Here is a 19,065-nt window from a genome sequence, read left to right on the forward strand (position 1 = left end):
ACAGCCATGGTCAACACCAGCATGTCCATCGAAGGTTTCGATCCGCAATTGTGGCGCGCGATCGAGGGCGAGCAGCTTCGCCAGGAAGATCACATCGAGCTGATCGCGTCGGAGAACTACACCAGTCCCCGCGTGCTCGAGGCACAGGGTTCGGTCCTCACAAACAAGTACGCGGAAGGTTATCCGGGCAAGCGCTACTACGGCGGTTGCGAGTTCGTCGATGTCGCCGAGCAGCTCGCGATCGATCGCGCGAAGCAGCTGTTCGGGGCGGACTGGGCGAACGTGCAGCCGCATTCGGGCTCACAGGCCAATGCCGCGGTGTATCTCGCGCTGGTGCAGCCGGGCGACACGATTCTTGGCATGAGCCTTGCGCACGGTGGCCACCTGACGCATGGCGCGAAGGTAAGCTTTTCCGGGAAACTCTACAACGCGGTGCAGTATGGCATCGACGAAGAGGGTTTGATCGACTATGACGAAGTCGAGCGGCTCACGCTCGAGCACAAACCGAAGATGATTGTCGCCGGCTTCTCCGCCTATTCGCGACGCCTCGACTTCGAGCGCTTTCGCGCGATTGCTTACAAGGTGGATGCCTATCTGTTTGTCGATATGGCGCACGTCGCAGGGCTGGTGGCGGCGGGTATCTATCCGAATCCGCTGCCATACGCGGACATCGTGACGACCACTACCCACAAGACGCTGCGTGGGCCGCGCGGCGGCCTGATCATGGGCCGCGCGAATCCGGAGATCGAGAAGAAGATTGCGTCGATGGTGTTCCCCGGCACCCAGGGTGGCCCGTTGATGCATGTGATCGCCGCGAAGGCCGTCGCGCTGCTCGAGGCGCTGCAGCCGGAGTTCAAACGCTATCAGCAACAGGTCGTCAGCAACGCCCGGGCGATGGCGCAGGTCTTCGAGCAGCGCGGTTACCACGTCGTGTCGGGCGGCACGGACAACCACCTGTTCCTCGTCAGCCTGATTGCGAAGGGGCTGACCGGCAAGGCGGCCGACGCCGCACTCGGCGCCGCCCATATCACGGTGAACAAGAACGCGGTGCCCAACGATCCGCAATCGCCGTTCGTGACGAGCGGCATTCGTATCGGGTCGCCGGCGATCACGACGAGGGGCCTGAAAGAGCAGGAGTCCCAGCAACTCGCGAGCTGGATCTGCGACGTGCTCGACAACATCGACAATCCGCAGGTGATCGCCGAGGTTCGGGAGAAAGTACAGGCGCTGTGCGCGCGGTTCCCCGTCTACGCGGCTGTTTCCGCACACTCTGAAGCGACGGGCTGAGCCATGGCACTGAGCGTCTTCGATCTGTTCAAGATCGGCATCGGCCCGTCGAGTTCGCATACGGTTGGGCCGATGCGCGCGGCTGTGCAGTTCGCGGCCGGCTTGCGCGAGCACGGCCTGCTGCAGGCGACGGAGACGGTGAAAATCGAGCTGTACGGCTCACTGGGCGCGACCGGCAAAGGGCATGGCAGCGACAAGGCCGTGCTGCTCGGCCTCGAAGGCTCCGAGCCCGACACCGTCGACGTGGATTCGATCGACGCGCGCCTCGCCGTGATTCGTGCGGAGCAGCGCCTGAACCTGCTTGGGCAAAAGACGATTGTCTTTGTCGAGAAGCAGCATCTGGTTTTCAATCGCCGCGAACTGGCCTTTCATCCGAACGGTCTGCGTTTCATCGCATTCGACGCGAGTGGCGTTGAACTGCGGAGCAAGGTGTATTTCTCGGTGGGCGGCGGCTTCGTGGTCGACGAGGACGCAGCCGGTGTCGACCGTATCGTCGCCGATGCGACGCCGCAGGCGTTTGTGTTCAGATCAGGCAAGGAACTGCTGATGCGCTGCGTGGACAATGGCCTCTCCGTCAGTCAGTTGATGATGGCCAACGAGCGCGCGTGGCGAACCGAGACCGAAATCCGGGCGCAGCTCCTCGCGATCTGGGAAGTGATGCAGGCATGCGTCGCGCGCGGTTGTGCTACCGAAGGCACGATGCCTGGTCCGCTCAAGGTAAAACGCCGCGCGGCCGCCTTGCACCGGAACCTGTCGTCGACTCCGGAGGCGAGCTTGCGGGACAACCTGTCGGTGCTCGACTGGGTCAATCTCTACGCGCTCGCCGTTAATGAAGAGAATGCGAGCGGCGGCCGGGTCGTCACCGCGCCGACCAACGGTGCGGCAGGCATCGTCCCCGCGGTGTTGCATTACTACGCGCGCTTCGTGCCCGGCGCGAACGACGATGGGATCGTGAGGTTTTTGCTGACCGCCGGAGCCATCGGTATTCTCTATAAGGAGAACGCATCGATCTCCGGCGCCGAGGTGGGTTGCCAGGGAGAGGTCGGCGTGGCCTGCTCAATGGCTGCGGGCGCGCTTGCCGAGGTGCTGGGCGGTACCCCGTCGCAGGTCGAGAACGCGGCGGAGATCGGCATGGAGCACAACCTGGGACTCACCTGCGATCCGGTCGGTGGGCTCGTCCAGGTGCCGTGCATCGAGCGCAATGCGATGGGATCGGTCAAGGCCATCAACGCGGCACGCATGGCGCTGCGCGGCGATGGCCAGCATTTCGTGTCGCTGGACCAGGTGATCAAGACGATGCGCGAGACCGGCGCGGACATGAAGACGAAATACAAAGAGACGGCGCGCGGCGGGCTCGCGGTCAATGTTATCGAATGCTGAAATACGCTGGGCGATGGCCCGCGTTCAGCACACTGCTGGAGAAGAAAATGGCAACCGGAATCGCTACGGCACCGATGCTGCAAACACCGCTGTATAACCTGCATCTCGAACTCGGCGCGAAGATGGTGCCCTTTGCCGGCTACGACATGCCGGTGCAGTATCCGATGGGCGTCCTGAAAGAGCATCTGCATACCCGCGCGCAAGCGGGGCTGTTCGATGTGTCGCACATGGGGCAGATGCGCGTCACAGGCGCCAATGCCGCAGCGGATTTCGAGGAACTCGTGCCGGTGGACATCATCGGTCTGCAGCCGGGACGCCAGCGCTACGCACTCTTCACGAACCACAACGGCGGGATTCTGGACGATCTGATGGTGGCCAACGCAGGCGACCATCTTTTTGTGGTCGTCAACGCTGCCTGCAAGGGACAGGACTTTGCATGGATGTCCGAGAAACTCGGCAACTGCAAGGTCGAATCGCTCGGTGACCGCGCGCTGCTTGCGTTGCAGGGACCGGAAGCTGCGGCAGTGCTTTCCCGGTACGCGCCCGCGGTCGCGCGGATGAGCTTCATGTCGGTCGGCACGTTCGATCTGGCCGGCGTGAGCTGCACGGTGAGCCGCTCGGGCTACACCGGCGAAGATGGATTCGAGATTTCCGTCCCGGCCGTGCATGCGGAACCGCTCGCGCGCGAGTTGCTGAAAGAGGCTGCTGTCGCGCCCATCGGTCTGGGTGCTCGCGATTCGCTGCGTCTTGAAGCAGGGCTGTGCCTGTATGGACACGATATGGATAAGTCAACGACCCCGGTCGAGGCGAGTCTCGTCTGGGCGATGTCGAAGGTGCGGCGGCCCGGCGGCGAGCGGGCAGGCGGGTTTCCGGGTTATCCCATGATCGCGGCGCACCTGAAAGTCGGCGCGCCGAAGAAGCGCGTTGGGCTGGTGCCGGTCTCGGGTGTGCCGGTTCGCGAAGGCGCGGTGCTGCGCGATGGCGACGCATGTGTGATCGGCAAGGTGACGAGTGGCGGTTATGGTCCGACGTACAAAGGACCGGTCGCGATGGGTTATGTCGAAGCAGCACTGTCTGAGCCCGGTACGCGGCTCTTTGCCGACGTGCGCGGCAAGGCAGTTGAAGTCGCGGTGATGCCCACGCCGTTTGTTGCACAACGCTACTATCGCGGCTGACCGGAGTACGCCATGTCGACGACCAACTCCTCCGCCACCCGTCACGCCACGGGCGTCAAGCTGCGCGGTGCCGACAAGCTCGCGCGCATCCCTGTCAAAATCGAGCCGACGCAGCCCGGCCAGTACCTGCGCAAGCCCGAATGGCTGCGCATTCCCCTGGGCCAGGCCGCCGAGGTAAACCGCTTGCGCCAGGTTTTGCGGGACAACCATCTGCACACGGTTTGCGAGGAGGCGAACTGTCCGAACCTCGGCGAATGCTTCAGCAGCGGCACGGCGACGTTCATGATCATGGGCGATATCTGTACGCGCCGTTGCCCATTCTGCGACGTAGGTCACGGCCGGCCCAATCCGCTCGACGCGAACGAACCGGAGAATCTCGCGCGGACGATTGCCGCGATGAAGCTGCGCTATGCGGTCATTACGGCGCGGGACATTTCGTGCAATGCATCGAAGCGACGCGGCGCATGACCCCGGGCATCGGCATCGAAATCCTCACGCCCGACTTTCGGGGCAGGAAACAGCTTGCGCTGGATACACTGGCCACGGCGCCGCCCGATGTCTTCAACCACAATCTGGAAACGGCGCCTCGTTTGTACCGGCAGGCGCGACCTGGTGCCAACTACGCGCATTCACTGCAACTGCTGCGCGATTTCAAGGCGCGGCACCCGGATGTCACCACCAAGTCAGGCCTGATGCTGGGTCTGGGCGAGGAAACGGCGGAAGTCGAGGCGGTGATGCGCGACATGCGCGAGCACGATGTGGATGCGCTGACGCTGGGTCAGTACCTGCAACCCAGTGCGCACCATTTGCCCCTGCAGCGTTACGTGTCGCCCGAAGAGTTCGATCGGCTGCGTGAAGTCGGGCTTGCGATGGGGTTCCGCCACGTCGCTTCGGGGCCGCTGGTGCGCTCTTCGTACCATGCCGAGGAGCAACTGGCCAGCCGCTGAACGCTACCTTCGCGTCATTTCTTGCGCGATCCTCGCTTCACGCCGCGGACTTCGTCTGCGGCTTCGAGCAGATGCTCGTGAAAGGACTGCACCACGCGGGCGAACTCTTTGCCTTTGCGCGTAATGATGCGGAAATCCAGGTGCGTAACGTAGTGATCCGGGTCGACACGGTGCAGCAGGCCAGTATTGACCCAAGGCTGCGCATAGTGCGGCGGCAAAAAGCCGATGTAGTTGCCCGAGAGGATCAACATGGCGCGGCCTTCGACGTTATCTACCGTGGCCGCCGCCTGGGTCATGCGCAGCAGCTTGAGTTCCTGAGCGCCGAGGTAAGCGCGTGCGGCCAGCCGGTACGTGCTTAACGTCGCAACCGGTATACGCTCGCCTGCGCGTTCATACAGCGGATGGGTCGACGAGCAATAGAGTCCCTGCTCCTCGCGATAGAGCGGCGTGTAGTCCAGGCCTGGAATCTGGGCGGGAAACGGACCGACGGCCAGATGGAGCCGCCCATCCAGCACGTGCTGTTCCATGTTGCCCGGTGTCTCGATCTGGACATGCAGACGGACGTCCGGCGCCGCCTGCCCGAAATTGCGGATCGCAACCTGCAACGGCGAATGAGTGTCCGTCAGCGTTGCCTCGATCATCCCGAAGCGCAACACGCCCTGAAGCTGGTTGCGCAATGCACCGGCTTCCATGTGAAAGGTGTCGACAGCGCCGAGCAGCCGTTCCGCGGCGGCGTGCAACTGCGCACCGTCTTCAGTCAGACGGAAACCGCCACGCCCGCGCTCGCACAGACGCAGGCCAAGCCGCGTTTCGAGTTGCGCCATGTATTCGCTGATGCTCGATGCACTGAGGTTCAGGATCGGCTGGGCGGCAGCGAAACCGCCGCATTGCAGGATGGTCTCGAACATGCGCAGCAGCCTGAGATCGGTGTCCTGAATCTGCATCTCGCCCCCCTCTGATTACTTCGCAAATTTCCGAAATACATTCTATTAATTAGCCATTTTACCTGTGAATTTGGCTGCCCAGAATGAATTTCTCCGGCGTCCAGATAAGTGGCTCGACGGTTGATGGGTGGCCTCGCGCGATGGTTTAGGTTCTAGCGGATTCGGCAGGGAAACCGAATAGTGCGGCACGCCCCGATTTCTATGTTGTGAGCGCACCAGACCCGCACGCAAGCGCGGCAAGGTGCCGGACACGTGAATGTGACAGAGCGAGGAGAAGACGATGATCAGGTTACGTGCTGGGGCATGCGTGCTGGCAGTTGGTGTGTTGAGTCTTGCGCCGCTACTGGCGACAGCAGGAGAAGAGCAGGTGGTGAAGATCGGTTTGACCGGGCCACTAACGGGGGCGCAAGCCGCGATCGGCAAGGACGACGAGAATGGTGTCAGGATGGCGATCGAGCGCCTGAACGCGCAAGGTCTGACCATCGGCGGAAAAAAGACTCGCTTTGAGCTGGTTTCGCAGGACGACGCAGCCGATCCGCGCACTGGCATGACGGTGGCCCAAAGCCTGGTCGACGACAATGTCAAAGTGATTTTCGGACCGTTCAATTCGGGCGTCGCCATTCCGATTTCGAACCTCGTGAATGGCGCGGGCATTGTGATGGCGACCGTGGCGTCGAATCCGTCGATCACGCAGCGCGGCTACCCCTTCATCTTCCGGATTTCCGCCAGTGACACGCAACTGGGCAGCAGGATGGGTGCATTTGCCGCGAAGCAGTTGAAGGTGACGCGCATGGCCGTTATCGACGACCGCACCGCGTACGGCCAGGGCGTCGCAGACGAGTTCGTCAAGGCGGCCAGGGCGGAAGGCATTGAGATTGTCGACCGGGAGTACACCACCGACAAGGCGACCAATTTCGATTCGATTCTCACGCGCATCAAGGGAACCAAGGCTGAGGGGATTTTCTACGGAGGTTACTACTCGCAGGCTGCTCCGTTGCGCAAGCAGATGAAGCGGCTAGCGATGAATGGGTATCTGCTCGGCGGCGATGCAGTCTGCAATCTTGAACTGGCGAAGCTTGCCGGCGACGCGGTGGATGGACGCGTGTACTGCCCGCAGGGCGGACCGGTCCTTGATCAGACACCGGCTGGACGGCAGTTCAAGACAGACTACAAAAAGCGATTCAACACCGATCCGTTGACCTACAGTGCATCGCTCTACGACGGGATGAATATCGTGGCGTCCGCGATGCAAAAGGCCAACTCGATCGAGCCGGCCCAATATCGCGCGGCGCTTGCCGGCGCGGATATGCAGGGCGTTGCGGGCCACTACCAGTTCGACGGAAACCGGGACCTGAGCGATTCGCCAATCACGATCTACACCTATAGAAATGGCCAACTGACGCCGCTTTCCGCCGCGCAACGCTAACCTGCAATTCCGTTGTTGTCCCGCTGGATACTACAACTCACCTGCCTTGAGCACCCCCATGAAATTCTCTGAAATCATCGGCTATGACAGGTACGGCACCGTACGCGAACTCAAAACGGCGCTCAACCATGGAACGCTGGACACTAAGGATGTCACGCTTTCTGCGCTGGGCTTCAATGCTCCGGCGTGGGTGGCGGCGTCCTCGATGTCGATTCTCTACGCCATCACGGGGCATCGCGCGCCACTGGCGATTCTGATTGCCTACTTCTTTCCTATGTTGGTACTTGCGTTCAGCATGGTTTCACTGACGCGTCATGCGCCCTCCGCAGGCGGTATCTTCACCTTCAGTTCGCGATTCCTGCATCCGAACGTCGGCACCATCCTCGGTTGGACGTACACGGTCGCATGTACCGCAGTGACCCCGATGTGTGCATTGATAGGCACGGAGTACATTCAGGCGCTCTGTCCGTCTGTTGGCGGGGTACTGAATGCCAAGATTATCGGGGCGCTGATGATTCTCGGGTTTTTCGCAGTGTCATGCCGCGGCGTGGGTGTGACGGCAAAAGTAGCAGGCACGTTTCTCATCTTCGAGATTGCCGTCGTCGCCGGACTAGGGCTGCTCGGCATACTCCATCCGCGGGTCGAAGGGCTGTCACTAGCGTCGATGTATTCACTACGGGATGCCGGAGGCCTCGCAGGTATCGGTCCAGGTGTGCTATTCGGTGTGTGGATGCTCGCCAACTTCGATTCGGCCATCAACTATATCGAGGAGGCTCGTGTACCGGTCAGAACGGTTCAGAGGTCCATGCTCCTCGTGTTGACTTCTGCCTTCGTTATCTACAGCCTCGCCGCGATCGGCTGGCAGTATGCGGTGCCTGTCGACAAGCTGGCGGCGATTGTCGAGAATGGCAACGGTGGTCCGATTTCCGCAGTGGCTAACGCGTATCTTCCCCCGTCCGTGGCTTGGCTCGCGCTCTTTGTTGTTATCACGTCTGCGGCTGCTGGCCTGCAAATCTCCTCAAACGCTGCCGCTCGAACGCTCTACCGCATGAGCGAGGAAGGCCACCTTCCTGCTGGATTGGGAGTCGTGAATCGGCACAAGGCCCCGTGGCTCGCGACCGCTCTGGTATCGATTGCCGGCATCGCGCTCGTCTGGTGGAAACCTCTCGACAAGATTGTCTGGTACTACGATGTGGTCACGATCACGCTGGTCGCGTCGTATATCTCGGCTCTGGCTGCGTTCATTGTCTTGACGTGGAGACAGCAGCGTCTCGTCGTCGCCGTACTGCTCTCGGCACCCGCATTATTGGCCGTTGGCGCGCTGGCTTACATCGGCTACACCGCCGGAGCCAACCCCGTATCGCCGGAAGACCTTTACAACGCGTGGTATATGGGCGCGGCAACCCTCGTCGCAGGAATGCTCATCGTGATATTCCACCGGCGCGGTAACGAAGGTGCCGCAACGGAAAACCTGGAGGCTTCGTGACCACCTGGGAGATAACCCATGCACATGAAGCCCTTTAAATGACCTGATGCGTATTGTGCTGGCCTGTCGCTCTGCTTCGACATGGATGTCGATTCAGGCTGGATTTCGGAAACCGGAAATCACAACAGACTCTCGTTGCTGCCGAAAGACGCCCATGCACGTCGCATGGGCGTACCGCGAATCCTGGACTTGCTGGCACGGCATCGTCTAAAGGCGCAGTTTGAGGTTCGCGGCGCAGGGAGGAAGAACGGTGAGCTGTATGTATCCGTTCAGCGCATCGACTCTCACACGCGCCGCTTTTAGTGAGGATGCTCCCACGAGCGATCCGCAAAAACCCGACGAAATCAGGCCGAAAGACAATCTTTTGAAATTTCCGACACGCGGAATTTCTATATTGCCCAACGGAAAACGGCGCGTAAAACTAGTCTCAACCGGAAATACATGCCCGGCAGAATACCAGGAGACATTCATGGAAAAACAATTTTTATATGATGTCGACACGTCGGACATCGTCTCGGTATCACCCGATACTCCTGCAAGTCACGCACTGAAAGAGAGGTTGTCGACGGGACACGTGGTCGGCCTCGCAATGGCCGACGTTTCGCCCACAATGGCGGTGTTTCTGCTGTCGGCGGGAGTGTTTGTAGCGGGGGGTACGTTCGCGGCGGGTGTCAATATTCTTATGATGGGAATGGTCGTTCTCATCGCGATGTGCCTGGGTGAACTTGCGTCGATGTATCCGTCGGCCGGTGGCATGTACACACTTGTTCGCGAAACCCTGCCTGCGCCGTTCAGCTGGGTGACCATGTTTAACTACCTGTTGCAGGGTGTGATTATTCCTGCATCAATCGGTCTGGGTATTGCCCAGTTCCTCCGCGACTTGTACCCGGCGTTTCCTCTGCCCGATACGATCATTGCATGCGCATCGATCGCACTGGCCGCGTTTATCGCAGTGACGAAGGTCGAAGTCGGCGCATGGCTGACAGTGGTCATGGTTTTTGTCGAATTGACCGTGCTTGGTATCGTAACGGTTGCGGGGTTCACGCATGTTCACCAACCCCTGGGCGCATTGATTCTGCACCCGGTCATGCTCAATACGACGGGCAACGGGACGTTCGCTGTTGGGATGGTCGCGGTATTCGCTTCGCTCGCTCCCGCATTCAACGTCATCAATGGATATGACGCCGCACTGGGATTCGCAGAAGAGTTGCACGGCGGTCGGAAAAACATCGGCAAGGCAGTCGTCTGGTCAGCCATTATCGCGTCGATCACTATCATTGTTCCGCTGCTCGCCGCGATGGTTGCGGCGCCGGATCTGGTTGCATTCCTGAAAGCGCCGTCACCTGTGTTGTACTCAGTCGAAACCGCAATGGGTCCGTGGGCAAAGTACGTCGTGGACTTTGGCGTCATGGTTGCGCTATTCAACGCTGCCTTGTCGCTGATGATGTATTTCGGTCGCGGCGTGTACGCGACGGGTCGCGACGGCGCCTGGCCTGATGCGATCAACAAACGCATCGGCACGCTCAACAGGTTCTCCGTTCCGGGCTGGGCGACCCTCTCGCTTGCCGTGCCGGCTTGCATTCTGGTCTTCTTCAGCTATCTCGACTGGCTTCTCAATTTCTCGGGCACGATGATCGCAGCTGTCTACTTCTGCATCGGTCTCGCAGCTTTCTGGGCGCGTATCTCCCAGAGTGACGTTGAACGTCCATTCAAGATGCCGCTGTGGCCGTTCCCGCCTCTCGTCGTAGTCGCGTTTACCGGTTTCGCTCTCTATTCTCAGGGTCTCCAGTACCTGATGGGCGAGGTCGCACTGGTCGTGGTCGGAATTGTGTCCTGGCAGCTTTCGAAGACATGGTCGCGTGGCAAATCCAACAAGGTCTGACGAGCAAGGAGACAGAAGATGGGCAGGGACGTAGTAGCTATTACCGGCGCAGGACGAGGGATAGGTTTTGCGACCGCAAGGCGGTTTGCACGTCAGGGCGCGCTTCTCGCCCTCAACTATGAGAAGACGAAAGATACGCTCGAAGAGATTACAGTTGTGGCGAAGGAGCACGGCGGCGACGTGCTGCTGTTCCAGGCAGACGTTGCGGATCACCTGCAGGTAGAGGCCTTTATCGCCGAAGCGGAACGGAAGTTTGGCCAGATCGATGTCCTCGTGAACAACGCTGGCATTCTGCATTCGGTCCCGACTCAGGATGAATCGTGGGAGCGCTTCGAACGCATGATGGCTGTCAACCTTGGCGGCACGTTCGCGACTATCCGCGCTGTGCTCCCCGGAATGCTGAAGCGCAAGAGTGGACGCATCGTCAACGTCGCATCGGAACTTGGCCTTATCGGTTTCGCCACGTATGCGTCGTACTGCGCTTCAAAGGGAGCCGTGATCGCGCTGACAAAAGCGGTGGCCAAGGAAGTTGCACCATCGAACATTCTGGTTAATTGCGTCGCCCCTGGACCTGTAGAGACGCATATGTTGATTCACGACACGGTCGAGTTTAACGACGAGACCCGCGAGCAGGTCCCCCTCAAACGGTTCGGTCAGCCTGACGAGATTGCTGCCGTGATCGAATTCCTCGCCGGACCCGGCGGCAGTTTCATGGTCGGGCAGGTGGTTAGCCCGAACGGCGGCGCGGCCATCTAGCGATCGGACTACCCAGAGGAGGCGGTAACGTGACGTCATATGTTCAGTCGCTGCTGCGAGGTCTGACGATCCTGGACGTCCTCGCCGATGCCCCTGATGGTCTGGCCGGTCTTGCGGATATTGCACAACGGGCAGGGCTTTCACCGAGTACGACTCATCGGCTGCTCACCACGTTGGCCGAGTGCGGATATGTCGGACGTGAGCCGGGAACGAAGGAGTATGTCATCGGGCATCGTATGGTTCACTTTTCATCCACCGTGAGACGACGTACCTCCGGCTTGAGGCACATGGCCCGATCGCACCTCGAATTGATCACGGCCGAGACCGGCGAGACCTGCAATCTGGTCGTTCTGGACGGCAAGAACGTCGTCTACATAGACCAGGTGGAAGGAACCCGCGCGCTCCGGATGGTGCCGGGCGTTGGTTCGATCTTTCCGGCTTACACGTCTGCGTCTGCGAAGGCGATCCTGGCGTATCAGGTGGACAAGGGATATCTCGACGCAGTGTTTTCAATGGAACTGCTTATCAAGCGTGCCGCGCACACCCTCACTGACAAGTGTGAGTTCGAAGCGGCGCTGGGTGAAGTGGTGAAGCGGGGGTTTGCGGTCGAAGAGGACGAACTCACCGAGGGGGCCAGCTGTCTCGCTGCTCCCATTCGCGGGCGCAATGGTGTCGCGATCGGTGCGATTAGTGTGCCTGGTCCGACGGGGAGAGTGTTGGATCCTTCGCCCGACCGGCTCGGGGCGTTAGTCAAGAAGCATGCGCTTCAGGTGTCTGCGGCACTGGGATTTCGACAGCTGTCCCATGCCGCCGCTGTATAGCGCAATTTTTCAAACATTGAGGGTCGTACAAACCCGTTGAATCCATGTTCGATGGGAGTGGACCAGAAAGACGATTCAACAATCGGGAGACAGAGAATGAGTGTGACGATGGTGACAGGCGGTTTGGGTTATGTGGGTCGAAAGATCGTTGCCCAACTGACGAAAGCAGGCCAAACGGTGGTCTCCTTCAACCGCGACTACGCGGAGGTCAACAGCGACAATCTGGTGGCCGTGCAGGGGGAACTGTACGACATTCCCTGCATCGTGAAGACGATCCAAAAGTATCGGGTCACCGCTGTGATTCATACCGCGGCAATGTCCCATCCCGACCTCTCGATCGAACTGCCACTTACGACGGTGGCGGCAAACATCGACGGTACAGTGCATCTGCTGGAAGCGATGCGTCTCGCCGGGATCAAGCGCCTCGTGAATTTTTCGTCGGAAACCGTGTACGGACATATCGACGGCGACGTGACGGAAGACTCGAAGCTGTCGCCCACGACGCCTTATGGCGTGACGAAGGTTTCGACGGAACTTTTCGGCAAGGTCTACAACGATCTCTACGGCATGGAGGTCGTGTCTATCCGCGTGTCCGAAGTGTACGGTCCCGGCAACAAGATGCCGCAGGTCACCCGCGATATGGTGAAAACAATCCTGAGCGGCCAGCCGTTCAAGATGGAAATGGGCGGCGACCACCAGTTTCAGTTGATCCACATCGATGACGTCGCCCGTGCGGCGATTCTTGCCTCACGTGCGACAGATGTGAATGGCGCGGTTTTCAACATCACCGGCGGCACGCGTTGCTCGCTGCGCGAGATGGCAGCGATTGTGAAGAACAAGCTGCCGGACGCCGAGATTCAGATCGGATCAGGCTACTGGCATCTGGACAGGCAAGGACCGTGGAACACCGAGGCGGCCGAGCGCGAGCTGGACTACCGCGCTTCGTGGTCGCTCGAGGACGGCATAAACGACTACGTCGACTGGCTGCGAAGCAACGCGTACTGATATCAGCGGCACGTCTCGCGAGCAATTTGGAGATTCAGATGAAGACGAACATGATGGCGGAGATGACCTGGGTCGAATACCAGAACCGCCTCAAGACCGAGCCGCTCGCGGTGCTGCTCCCGGTGGGCGCACTGGAGCAGCATGGTCATCACCTGCCGATGGGAACGGACCACCTGTTGCCCACCGCGATCTGCAAGGGTATCGCGGACCGTGTCCCCGCAATCGTCGCGCCTCCTATCGCTTACGGGTACAAATCCCAACCGCGCATGGGAGGAGGCAACCACTTTCCTGGAACGACGAGCCTTGATGGTGGCACGCTCACACTGGTGGTGAGAGACATCATTAAGGAGCTTGCCCGGCACGGGGTGAAGCGACTTGCAGTGATGAACGGGCACTGCGAGAACCTCTTCTTCGCGATTGAAGGGATCGACCTTGCGCTGCGCGACCTGCGATACGAAGGGATCAACGACCTGAAGATCGTGCGATTCGACTACTGGGACTTCACGACACCGGCGACGCTGGACAAGTGCTTTCCTGAAGGCTTCCCCGGCTTCGCGCTTGAACACGCGGCTGTGCTGGAGACATCGATGGGCTTGCATGTTTTCCCGGAACTTGTGCGCATGGAACGCCTGGTCGACGATCTAGCAGCGGTCTTTCCGCCATACGACGTTCACCCCACACGACAGGAGTGGGTTCCTCCGTCTGGCGTACTTTCACCAGCGAAGGGTGCCACGGTCGAAAAAGGTCGAACTCTTTTCAACGAATACGTTGATCGCATCTCCGACGCGCTCAGGAAAGAATTCGCGGAGGCAGCGTGATGGCGAACAAGGTGCCAACCCAATACGTGGGCGTGTGGAAACGGTCCAAATTGCGTCGAGGTACTGCTCCGTGGGACTTCACGACTCGCGTATTCTGGCTGCAAACGCCCTGTTGGCACGCCGACATCCGGGTGCCAGCCGATCGCCCGGACTTCTCGGGTGTTCAGAGTCTCGGCGAATGTAGCGATGTACAGCTCCGGGCACTACTTCTTCAGGAGGCGTTTTGCGGCGTCACGATAGTCGAAGAGGACGTTTGCCGCTGGTTTCGCCAAATCGACTACCGGCTACGCGAGAGCGACGACTTCGGTCAGATGGTGTTCAACGGCGACGATGTCGAAGAAATCGGCATTGCGACCGACTACTACGAGTTGTGGCACAAACTGCCCGACAGCGTAGGACAGAGCTTCGCTCTGGAGCGCGTCGACAACGCCGATGGGGAGCATCAGAAGGCATATCTCTGCGTCGCAGGCGACTACTTTATCTACACACGAAATCGCTCGATGTGGACGTCACCGGCGGTGCGCGCGAGGCGGAAGATCGAGCAGGGAATTGCGAGCCGGTTCGAAATGGAGTCGTTTCTGGACTTCGAGTCATCGTTCGGGAAGATCGCCGCCGGCGTTGGGACGATCACGATGTCCAACTTGCCGTGGCGCGAAGGGTCGACGGCATTCGACATTAATCAGTTAGGCGCAGAAATCTACGACGCTGCGCGGGTCGACGACAGTCGGGAACGCTGGAGTCTCATCACAGGGTCGGGTGACTTTCCGATTCCCAAGGCCCAGGCAGCATAGTCGCGAAGTTGCAAGCTTCATCGACGCATGATCGTTGCCTCATCGAAACTACGCGAGTGCCAACGGCGAGCGTCATGACTCAACGACGGCTGCCGTTTCCCGAAGCGATCGTTGGTGCGCCGAACGGACATGGCGCGATCGGTTTTTGCGCAGACTCCTTACCTGCGATCTCGACGAGAGTTCGCTGCTTACGTAGCAATTAACCGTGCTGGTGGTTACGAGATGGAATGGAAGGCCGCCACCCATGGACTGCTTTCGGCGATCGCGAAAGTCCTGACGGTTCGTGCAATGGCCCGTATGCAGATTGACTGCACCGCCAACCTCCGACGCTCGCACCGCGCTGCTGCGTCTCAACACGGAGATAAATATCGATACCCCGCAGCCTGGTTGACCGTTTCAAACGGCCGGAATACTTGCTGCCGGCGCTGGATGCAAGCGGGAACAGAGGCAGACTACAGCAACCGCGAGGTGCATCGGCTACTGTTCGCGAAGTCTGGTTGCGGTCGACATAGGGTACCTCCCCACCCTAGCGCACACGGCGAGCGCCGGATCAGCGGACAGCGGATACAACAAGGTCCGCAAAAACAGCTGCATAAGCAGCATACTGACGGAGCAAAGGTACTAGAGATGATCAAGAACCCCATCAAGTGGCCAAACGGCGCCAAATGCGCCGCTTGTTTAACTTTCGACATGGACGCCGACAGTCTTATCCATCTTACGCATCCAGTGGATGGTCACAAGCGGGTGTCTGCGCTGTCCATGCTTCAATACGGCCCACAGGTAGGGGTGCCGCGGATTCTGGACTCGTATAAACGGCTCGGAATCCGCCAGACTTTCTTTATCCCTGCATGGTGCATTGAGCGGTACCCCGAGGCAGTGACCTCGATTCTCGAACACGGCCACGAAATTGGCCACCACGGATATCTACACGAGAATCCCGTCGCTCAGTCCCGCGAAGAACAGGCTTACTGGCTTGACCTCGGTATCGAGATTATCAAGAAGGCAACAGGTGTCGATCCGCGCGGCTGGCGCGCTCCGCTGTACAATTTTTCAAACGACTCGCTCGATCTTCTGTTGTCGAGAGGGTTCACGTACGACACGTCTCTGATGGGTGACGACGTCCCGTATCTGCTGGAAAGCAGAGAAACGGCTAAGCGTCTAGTTGAGCTACCCGTGCACTGGGGCATCGATGATTGGCCACAGTTCGTCCAATCGTTTGACCTTGACTACATGATGCCGATTCGATCGCCCAGGAGCGGCTTCGAGACGTTCGCCCAGGAATTCGAGGCTGCATATAAGTACGGCGGAATCTGGACTCCCGTTCTTCACCCGTTCGTTGTTGGCCGTCCGGCACGTTGGGACGTGTTCGAAGAGTTCGTTGAAAACGCCTTGAAACATGGCGATGTCTGGTTTGCCCCGATGGAGGAAATCGCGGCTTACGTGGAAACCGCGCATCGGGAACAGCGATACGCCGCGCGTGTCGACGTCATACCGCAGTACGCCCGGCCTGTTGCGAGAGTGACCTTCCCGCCGGCAGGCAAGAACAACTAAGAGCAATTGTGAGATTTGATAAAGAGAGACTTTAGGCGTGTCAAGCAAATCAAAGCGCAAGCTAACGACAAGAAGTACCAGCGCACGGCGTGGCTGATGATCGGCGCCGGGAATCGATCACCGTGGTAGAGCGATTTCGTCTTTTGCATCGAGTCATATTAGCCGACGACTCTGCGAACGTGACAACGCCGTTCGATCTTTTCGAAAGATGCTATGTGGGACTACCCGAGCGGGACCCGTTTAGCTAAAACGGAATTTCCAACCCTGCGCGAAGGAGACGGAAATGTCGACGACCCAAGCAATCCCACAAGAAAAGAATAAAGCCACCCAAGGCGAGCTGTACATGAGTTTCGAACTTGGCGACAAGTCGTGGAAACTGACGGCCAGCGATGGCCGGCGCGGCCCGAGCCGTTACAGCGCGCAGGCCGGGGATACGGCTGCGGTGCTCGACTGCATACGCCGCGCCAGGGAGCGCTGCGAGCTCGAACCGCAGGCCCGGGTGCATTCCTGCTATGAGGCCGGCCGCGATGGCTGGTGGCTGCACCGCTGGTTGGGCCAGCAGGGCATCGACAACCTCGTGGTTGATGCCGCCAGCATTGAAGTGAACCGGCGCGCCAGGCGCGCCAAGACTGACCGGCTGGACGGCGACAGGCTGCTGGCGATGCTGAGGCGCCACCACGCCGGTGAGCGTGGCTGGTCCGTGCTGCACGAGCCCACGCCCGAACAGGAAGACGCGCGTCGCGTGCACCGTGAACTGGCCCGGCTGACCCAGGAGCGCATCGCTCACACGAACCGCATCGGCTCCCTGCTCGTGCTGCACAACCTGCGTGTGTCAGTCACCGTGGGCGGGCGCGACTGGGCGTACTGGTGGGAGCGCCATCGTGAGCAGGTACCGCCTGTGTTACGCGGCGAAATCGAGCGTGAGAGCGCGCGGCTGGCACTGGTCAGGCAGCAGCTCAACGAACTGCATGGCGTACAGCGCCAGGAGGTGGTCCAGGGCAAGCAACCGCTCGTGGCGCAACTGGCCCGGCTGCGCGCGATCGGCACCAAGGGCGCCTGGGTACTGGTCAAGGAGGTGTTTGGCTGGCGACGTTTCGCGAACCGGCGCGAGCTGGCCGGCTGCCTGGGTCTGGCACCGACCCCTTACAACAGTGGCGACAGCCAGATCGAGCAAGGCATCAGCAAGGCGGGCAACAAGCGGGCGCGCACGATGCTGGTCGAACTCGCGTGGCGCTGGCTGCGCCTGCAGCCCGACAGTCTCATGACCCTGTGGTTCAACCGGCGCTTTGCCGGCAGCGGCAAGCGCATGCGACGCGTGGGCATTTTGGCGTTGGCCCGGCGCCTGGCCATCGCGCTGTGGCGCTACCTCGAGCACGGCGAGATTCCCGCCGGGGCCTCCCTCAAGGCTGTGAGCGCCTGATGTCGAGTTGCCCACCGCCGGCCGGCGTCGTGGTCGTGACAGGCGACCCGCCGACCGGCCGTGGACAACTCGCGGTAACGCCCTACATGGAGGAAATCGGCCCATTCAAAATCCAACTGCCTGACTGTCTACGGAAGCGGGTCACCACAGTGAGCCGCCCGGTGCCCAGGCACGGCACGGAACGTATCGCCATGATCAAAGGGCGACGCGCCCGCAACGGCAGCGGGTCACCACACGGCGACCGATCGCAAAGATGGGGCGCGTCCATAACCGGGGTTTGCCAGCGCGCCCCGCGCGCATGCTGCATCAGGTGCAGGGTGTGCAAGCCCTGCACGGATAGAAGTTCGTTCGGGCGTTACCCGTCCCAACGCAAGTCACACCCCCGCCTCGGACCAGGATGGAACGGCCATGTCATGCCACGCCTTCATGCAATCTACAACCTGTTGGTGCCGCCATGAAATTCAATCCGTCCGCGTGACGATCAGTATGGCTTGACAAACACGTCCCCATAGAAGCCGCCATTCGCGAAAGGCGATTTCCGTGACTGCCCGAATGGCGGCTTAGGCCGATGACTTGTCATATCGACTGCCCAGCCGGACGGCCGTTGCGCCCCGGAAGCTGCCGTCGACTTTGAGCATGCTTGAAGGGCGGTTCGGGGGTCGAGCCGGTTCGGTGCCCGACGCGTCAGCCACTGACCGGCCATCAACGGTCTTTCGATCTCTCCGTCGCGCGGTACGGATAGAAGGCCTTTAATGCCGATCTGGTGGGACCAACTGGGCGATATTAGTAGGGCGGACCAGTGGACGGTTAAAACCGCGGCGCACCGTGTGCATTCGTTGAAAGGAGACCCGTGGGGCGGTTTGCACCCCACGCGGCAAGGAATCGGCGCTGCGATGCGACGCGCGGTTGCCACGGGCTAAGTCTGAGGATGTCCGCAGTGGCTCGGGGGCTTCTTACCCGGGTTGAAACTGCTGGCACTCCGTTTCGAACCAATAGTCGACCAGGCGCTGTGCCGCCTGTAGATCCTCTGGATAGTATGGGTCGTCGTACCATGGTGACGGGTCGTAGCCCGCTTTCCTGAGGGCGAGCTCGCTGTGGTGTTGCGCCATCGTCGGAGGCGCGGTGCTTCTAAGCGCGGCCAAGTCGCGGCACTCCGTTGGGCTCAGGTGCGGCCCGCTTTGTGGCACGCCGCCGGCGGCACATCCAGCCAGCAGGAGCGCCAACACAGTAAGCGTCGAGCGGTTTCTCGGGAAGTTTTCCATAGCGCATCTCCACGCGTCCGATTGGCGCAACGCAAGCGGTGCGATGCCGCCGGCCGCGCGTGACTTCCGCGTTTATTTTGCCTTAGGAACCATGTAAATGCTCGACCGTGTGTG

15 protein-coding genes and 2 pseudogenes are annotated in these 19,065 nt (G+C 60.3%); 14 read left to right on the forward strand and 3 right to left on the reverse strand.

The window, feature by feature from the left end:
• The first annotated feature begins 6 nt into the window (after nt 1–6).
• The 4 genes and pseudogenes from glyA (at nt 7) to lipA (ending at nt 4,789) form a co-directional block, all read left to right on the forward strand.
• Nucleotides 7–1,287, forward strand: a complete 1,281-nt coding sequence (gene glyA / locus B0G77_RS37900; RefSeq protein ID WP_133667077.1) for a serine hydroxymethyltransferase — start codon at nt 7–9, stop codon at nt 1,285–1,287.
• A 3-nt stretch (nt 1,288–1,290) separates the two neighbouring features.
• Complete coding sequence (locus B0G77_RS37905) at nt 1,291–2,667, forward strand: L-serine ammonia-lyase (RefSeq protein ID WP_133667078.1); 1,377 nt, start codon at nt 1,291–1,293, stop codon at nt 2,665–2,667.
• A 47-nt stretch (nt 2,668–2,714) separates the two neighbouring features.
• The gene (gcvT, locus tag B0G77_RS37910) at nt 2,715–3,842 is read left to right on the forward strand and encodes a glycine cleavage system aminomethyltransferase GcvT (protein WP_133667079.1); all 1,128 of its coding nucleotides are present in this window, start codon (nt 2,715–2,717) and stop codon (nt 3,840–3,842) included.
• A gap of 12 nt (nt 3,843–3,854) precedes the next feature.
• Nucleotides 3,855–4,789, forward strand: a pseudogene (gene lipA, locus B0G77_RS37915) (lipoyl synthase).
• Nucleotides 4,790–4,803: 14 nt separating this feature from the next.
• Here lipA and B0G77_RS37920 read toward each other — a convergent pair.
• A complete protein-coding gene (locus B0G77_RS37920; RefSeq protein WP_133667080.1) occupies nt 4,804–5,733 on the reverse strand; it encodes a LysR family transcriptional regulator in 930 nt (309 codons plus the stop codon).
• Nucleotides 5,734–6,013: 280 nt separating this feature from the next.
• Here B0G77_RS37920 and B0G77_RS37925 point away from each other — a divergent pair, with 280 nt between their 5' ends.
• From B0G77_RS37925 to B0G77_RS37965, 9 genes are all read left to right on the forward strand, one after another.
• Nucleotides 6,014–7,159 carry a branched-chain amino acid ABC transporter substrate-binding protein gene (locus tag B0G77_RS37925; RefSeq protein ID WP_133667081.1) on the forward strand — a complete coding sequence of 382 codons (1,146 nt, stop codon included), beginning with the start codon at nt 6,014–6,016 and terminating at the stop codon, nt 7,157–7,159.
• 58 nt (nt 7,160–7,217) lie between these two features.
• On the forward strand, nt 7,218–8,645 hold the full coding sequence (locus tag B0G77_RS37930; RefSeq protein ID WP_133667082.1) for an APC family permease: 1,428 nt from the start codon (nt 7,218–7,220) through the stop codon (nt 8,643–8,645).
• Nucleotides 8,646–8,904: 259 nt separating this feature from the next.
• Nucleotides 8,905–10,527 (forward strand): APC family permease, encoded by a 1,623-nt coding sequence (locus B0G77_RS37935; RefSeq protein WP_133667083.1) that lies wholly within the window; start codon nt 8,905–8,907, stop codon nt 10,525–10,527.
• An 18-nt stretch (nt 10,528–10,545) separates the two neighbouring features.
• Nucleotides 10,546–11,283 (forward strand): 3-oxoacyl-ACP reductase family protein, encoded by a 738-nt coding sequence (locus B0G77_RS37940; RefSeq protein WP_133667084.1) that lies wholly within the window; start codon nt 10,546–10,548, stop codon nt 11,281–11,283.
• 29 nt (nt 11,284–11,312) lie between these two features.
• The gene (locus tag B0G77_RS37945) at nt 11,313–12,104 is read left to right on the forward strand and encodes an IclR family transcriptional regulator (protein WP_133667085.1); all 792 of its coding nucleotides are present in this window, start codon (nt 11,313–11,315) and stop codon (nt 12,102–12,104) included.
• Nucleotides 12,105–12,200: 96 nt separating this feature from the next.
• The gene (locus B0G77_RS37950; protein ID WP_133667086.1) at nt 12,201–13,109 is read left to right on the forward strand and encodes an NAD(P)-dependent oxidoreductase; all 909 of its coding nucleotides are present in this window, start codon (nt 12,201–12,203) and stop codon (nt 13,107–13,109) included.
• A gap of 38 nt (nt 13,110–13,147) precedes the next feature.
• A complete protein-coding gene (locus B0G77_RS37955; RefSeq protein WP_133667087.1) occupies nt 13,148–13,927 on the forward strand; it encodes a creatininase in 780 nt (259 codons plus the stop codon).
• 131 nt (nt 13,928–14,058) lie between these two features.
• Nucleotides 14,059–14,718, forward strand: coding sequence for a hypothetical protein (locus B0G77_RS37960; RefSeq protein WP_133667088.1), 660 nt, complete (start codon nt 14,059–14,061; stop codon nt 14,716–14,718).
• Nucleotides 14,719–15,345: 627 nt separating this feature from the next.
• Nucleotides 15,346–16,269, forward strand: a complete 924-nt coding sequence (locus tag B0G77_RS37965) for a polysaccharide deacetylase (protein ID WP_133667089.1) — start codon at nt 15,346–15,348, stop codon at nt 16,267–16,269.
• A gap of 71 nt (nt 16,270–16,340) precedes the next feature.
• Here the strand turns inward: B0G77_RS37965 and B0G77_RS44970 are convergent.
• Nucleotides 16,341–16,418 (reverse strand): annotated as a pseudogene (locus tag B0G77_RS44970) (IS6 family transposase); the annotation flags it as partial.
• Nucleotides 16,419–16,552: 134 nt separating this feature from the next.
• Here B0G77_RS44970 and B0G77_RS37975 point away from each other — a divergent pair.
• Nucleotides 16,553–17,689, forward strand: coding sequence for an IS110 family transposase (locus B0G77_RS37975; RefSeq protein WP_133667090.1), 1,137 nt, complete (start codon nt 16,553–16,555; stop codon nt 17,687–17,689).
• A gap of 953 nt (nt 17,690–18,642) precedes the next feature.
• Here B0G77_RS37975 and B0G77_RS37985 read toward each other — a convergent pair.
• Nucleotides 18,643–18,951, reverse strand: coding sequence for a DUF4148 domain-containing protein (locus B0G77_RS37985; RefSeq protein ID WP_133667091.1), 309 nt, complete (start codon nt 18,949–18,951; stop codon nt 18,643–18,645).
• Nucleotides 18,952–19,065: the final 114 nt, after the last annotated feature.

The organism is Paraburkholderia sp. BL10I2N1, from assembly GCF_004361815.1.
Lineage (GTDB): Bacteria > Pseudomonadota > Gammaproteobacteria > Burkholderiales > Burkholderiaceae > Paraburkholderia.